This window comes from Aeromonas sp. ZOR0001, assembly GCF_000801015.1.
Lineage (GTDB): Bacteria > Pseudomonadota > Gammaproteobacteria > Enterobacterales > Aeromonadaceae > Aeromonas > Aeromonas veronii.
On record NZ_JRJY01000090.1, the window covers coordinates 24,853 to 28,524 of the forward strand.

6 protein-coding genes are annotated in these 3,672 nt (G+C 58.6%); 1 reads left to right on the plus strand and 5 read right to left on the minus strand.

Going from position 1 to position 3,672, the window contains the following annotated elements:
• The 4 genes from L972_RS11945 to ydfZ all read right to left on the minus strand — a co-directional run.
• On the minus strand, positions 1 to 288 hold a 288-nt coding region (locus L972_RS11945; protein ID WP_047438470.1), incomplete at its 3' end, for an IS5/IS1182 family transposase.
• A gap of 182 nt (positions 289 to 470) precedes the next feature.
• Positions 471 to 1,001 carry an REP-associated tyrosine transposase gene (locus L972_RS11950; protein ID WP_047438472.1) on the minus strand — a complete coding sequence of 177 codons (531 nt, stop codon included), beginning with the start codon at positions 999 to 1,001 and terminating at the stop codon, positions 471 to 473.
• 209 nt (positions 1,002 to 1,210) lie between these two features.
• The gene (locus L972_RS11955) at positions 1,211 to 1,648 is read right to left on the minus strand and encodes a DUF2846 domain-containing protein (RefSeq protein WP_047438473.1); all 438 of its coding nucleotides are present in this window, start codon (positions 1,646 to 1,648) and stop codon (positions 1,211 to 1,213) included.
• Between the two features lie 203 nt (positions 1,649 to 1,851).
• Positions 1,852 to 2,049 (minus strand): putative selenium delivery protein YdfZ, encoded by a 198-nt coding sequence (ydfZ, locus tag L972_RS11960; RefSeq protein WP_005357022.1) that lies wholly within the window; start codon positions 2,047 to 2,049, stop codon positions 1,852 to 1,854.
• A 311-nt stretch (positions 2,050 to 2,360) separates the two neighbouring features.
• On the opposite strand from ydfZ, the gene L972_RS11965 reads away from it, so the two are divergent.
• A complete protein-coding gene (locus L972_RS11965; protein WP_047438475.1) occupies positions 2,361 to 2,861 on the plus strand; it encodes a DUF1993 domain-containing protein in 501 nt (166 codons plus the stop codon).
• Positions 2,862 to 2,962: 101 nt separating this feature from the next.
• Here the strand turns inward: L972_RS11965 and L972_RS11970 are convergent, their stop codons facing one another.
• Positions 2,963 to 3,475 (minus strand): cupin domain-containing protein, encoded by a 513-nt coding sequence (locus L972_RS11970; protein WP_047438476.1) that lies wholly within the window; start codon positions 3,473 to 3,475, stop codon positions 2,963 to 2,965.
• Positions 3,476 to 3,672: the final 197 nt, after the last annotated feature.

Genomic DNA, 3,672 nt, shown 5'->3' on the forward strand with positions numbered 1-3,672 from the left:
TACACAGCTGTAATCGGGGGCACAAAGCGGTACGTTCATCAACTCGAACAGGGAGTCGAGTAGTCCCTGAGTGGCCCGCAGAGTGAGGTTGAAAATCCCCTTGAGCATTAGGAAGGTGCAGATGGTCTGGTCAGTGTAGAGTTGGCTGCGGCCCCGGCACCCATGATGGTCGTGGTGGAACCAGTTATCCATGGCGTCTGCATCAACCCAGAAGGTGAGGGAACCACGGTTAATCAAAGACTTGTTGTATTGAGGCCAGTTAGTGATGGGGTGAAGCGACGAGCCCATGATGCAGATTTGAAGAGGATGATGGTGATCAGATCACCGAGCCCTCAGTTAGTTCCATTCAAGCTGTATCGATTTGGGCAACAACGCCCCTTATGGAAAATCAGGACCGTAGGTTCGATTAGCGAAGCGTAATCGGACGATCGCGTAATCGGACGTTCACATTGGCATAACCCTTGATAGATTTACTCCAATCCCCCCAACGCCCCATCCACCGACCCACACCAATCCGGCGGATAGACGCCGTTCGCCACGTAACGATGGAAGGTGGAATATGGCCAATCGGCCACCCGGGTAACATGACCATGCTTGAGCGGGTTGATATGGACGTAATCCATATGGTGGCGGTAATCCTGCTCATCCCGGATCAGATGTTCCCAATAATGGCGTTGCCAGATGCCCCGCTCCCCGTGGCGTAACCGGGTCTGGCTGCGCCGCTCGTTCAGCGGCAAGGCGCGGGAAAAGTGGCTTTTGATCAGCCGCCAACGCAGGGGGAAATCGGTGTCCCCCTCCGGCAAAGAGAGAATGCAGTGGAGATGGTCGGGCAACACCACCCATGCATGAATGGCGAAGGGGTGAGCCTGTTGCACCTTGGCAACGCTTTGACGCAGCAGGTCGATCTGCTCCACCAGCAACCGGTTGTTGCGCCGCTCCAGCAGGTTGACGGTAAAGAACCAAGTTCCGCCGGGCCACCATGTCCGCCGCCAGTTGGCCATCCCTTTCCCCTCATCGAGACCGAAAAGCCAAGCATAGCCTTGCCTCACGTCGATCTGCTTGCGGGTCGTGATGGTGCGGATATTCCTGACGCGATCGTCCGATTACGCTTCGCTAATCGAACCTACATGGACAGGAAATCTGGAACACCCACTTTCGGGCAAAGGCGTAACTGGTGGAGCTACGCCTTGTTTTTGGTGGAAGCCTCTGGTCACTTAACCAACTTGCTCTCCATCACCCCTTGTTTGCCCTCCTCTTCACTGACCTGACTCAGCTTGGAGCGAGCCATTAGCAGGCCCATCTTGACCTCCTGCCAGACGTAGTAGTTTTTACCCGCCTCGGTGCTGAGAGTCAGGGTGGCATCGTTCTCCGACTTTGAGGTGATGGTGTGGCTGCCCGGTGTCACCTGCTTGAGGATGTAGGTGTGGGCCACGGTATCGCCGACCGCCATACCGTCCACCAGCAGCGGCATTTTCACCGCCGCACCAAAGGTCTCGTTGCGATAGATATAGAGGTTGGCCGCATCCTTGGGCGCCACAAACTGCTTGGCCTGCGCGTCTGCGGTGGCATCGGCCATGGGTACGGAAGCACAACCGGAAAGCAGCGCCGCCGATAGCAGGGCGGCACCCATCATTATTTGCCTGAACATAGTCGTTATTTTTTAGTGAGTTAACGGGATTTAAAGGTTCGCATGAGCCTGCGCTGGCTGACAATCGCTCAAATCGAGCGGGGTGTGACCCGGTTCAATTTTTCGGCATTTGGTGGGATGAAGAGGGGAAATCAGAAACCCGGCCGCCAGATGGGGCGCGGCGGCCGGGTGAATTGTAAAGAGTAGGGTGACAGGGAAAGGGATCAGCCTAGTCTAATCAACTCGATGGGGGCGTAGCGCTCACCGGAGTTTGCCAGCAGCACGCACTTCTCATGCTCCGCCTGATAGGGGGTCATATTGTCGGTGTGGGCCTCTTTCAGAAAATCGACTGCGCCAGTGGCGGCAATCATGACGCGCTGACCCTGGTTCAGCACATTGCGGTTACGGTCATAGATCTTCATCTCATTCTCCTTTTTTTGTGTCCTGGCGGATGCGCAGGCGTGTGTCCAGGACAACGGCATTCAGCCTACGCCCCTGAAAAAAGGTGATTTATGTCACAGATCAAAAAAGGGGCGATAAGGGACTCACAGGTTCAAAAAGCGAGCAGGGCTGCTTGGCCAGCGGCTGTCGCGCAAAGTAGCGCTGTCCTGCCCTTTTTGTCGCCACGGGCTCGAACCCGGCAGCGGTTGGGGTATATTGGTGGCCGATTAGCCAGTCTCATTCACTGTGGCCGCGCAAGCGAGCCGCTGTTTCAACAAGATGGAGAGTGCTCATGAATCGCGATATCACCGCCCAGTTCATCAAGATGCTGACCAACCTCGACCACTGTCTGGCCAAGGCCGAGGCCCACGCCGCGGCGAAGCAGTTCAACGTGGAGAACTTCTTCGGCGAGCGGCTGATCGTCGATATGCTGCCGCTGTCCAAGCAAGTGCTGATCTGCTGCGATTCGGCCCGCGCCGTGGTGGCCACCGCCAGCCACAGCGAGCTGCCGGTGCTGGGAGATGACCCCAAAACCATGGCCGATCTGCGCGCCCATATCGGCAAGACCATCAGCTATCTGCAAGGCAAGCTGGACGCGGACTACAGCCAGTACGCCAGCGGCCGTTACGTGCCCCACTGGGCGGGCGGCAAGGGGATGGATGGCCATACCTGCGTCCATGAGTACGGCATTCCCAACTTCTACTTCCACCTCACCATGGCCTACGCCCTGCTGCGCCGCGCCGGGGTCGATCTCGGCAAGCGCGACTATCTGGGCGGGCTCAACCTGCAATAAGCGCTGCGCGCCACAGGCGGCAAACAGATAGCAAAAGCCTGCCACGCGGCAGGCTTTTTTATATCGGGTGGCACTGGGCTGGTGCGCAGAAGAGCTGCGCCCTAGAAGGGGCCGTTGCGCTCGCGCAGCTTGTCGGGCAGGCCGTCGTGATCCCCCATGTCGCGCTCGGGCACGTCGTCCCAGTGGCGCTTGCCGATCTGGCGGTTGTACTCGGGGTGCAGGGCATAGTGGATGCGGTTATCGGCGCGATCCCTATCCCCCACGCAGAGCAGCCGCACCGGCTCATCCGTGTTGTTGATAAAGGTGTGGGCCAGCCCGTTACCGGCCTTGAAACCGACCGAGTCGCCCGGTTGCAGGCGATAAAGCACGCCATCGAGCCAGACATCGGGCGTCCCTTCCAGCACATGGACGAACTCGTCTTCGGTCTCTTCGGCATGGGGCCAGCTGGTGCGATGGCCAGGTGCCACCAGCTCGTGGTGAATGCCGATGCGGCTAAAGTCAAAATGCCGACCCAGCGCGCTACCGAGGGACATCTGTTCCTGACTACCGGGATAGCATCCCGGCTCCGGTTCTTGCAGCTCGCGCCAGTGTTTGATGTTGGGGTGACGGGTCATAGCGATTCCTTTTCTATGAGGGGGGTGGTCACGGAAGGGTCATCCTAACTGCCAAAATGTGGGGGAGAAAAGCAGAAATCGGTCGGCCCGTTGCACAGCGGATGGTGTGGCGGCGGACTCGGCAACGGGCTGCTCGCACTGCTGGCAAGGGCTGCGAGCCGTGGCGGCGGCCCGCCAACGGGCCAAAAAAAGAGGGA

Coding starts and splice junctions, on each gene's coding strand:
- L972_RS11970 (WP_047438476.1), bottom strand. CDS start 3,475: ATGACCCGTCACCCCAACATCAAACACTGGCGCGAGCTGCAAGAACCG.
- L972_RS11965 (WP_047438475.1), top strand. CDS start 2,361: ATGAATCGCGATATCACCGCCCAGTTCATCAAGATGCTGACCAACCTC.
- ydfZ (WP_005357022.1), bottom strand. CDS start 2,049: ATGAAGATCTATGACCGTAACCGCAATGTGCTGAACCAGGGTCAGCGC.
- L972_RS11955 (WP_047438473.1), bottom strand. CDS start 1,648: ATGTTCAGGCAAATAATGATGGGTGCCGCCCTGCTATCGGCGGCGCTG.
- L972_RS11950 (WP_047438472.1), bottom strand. CDS start 1,001: ATGGCCAACTGGCGGCGGACATGGTGGCCCGGCGGAACTTGGTTCTTT.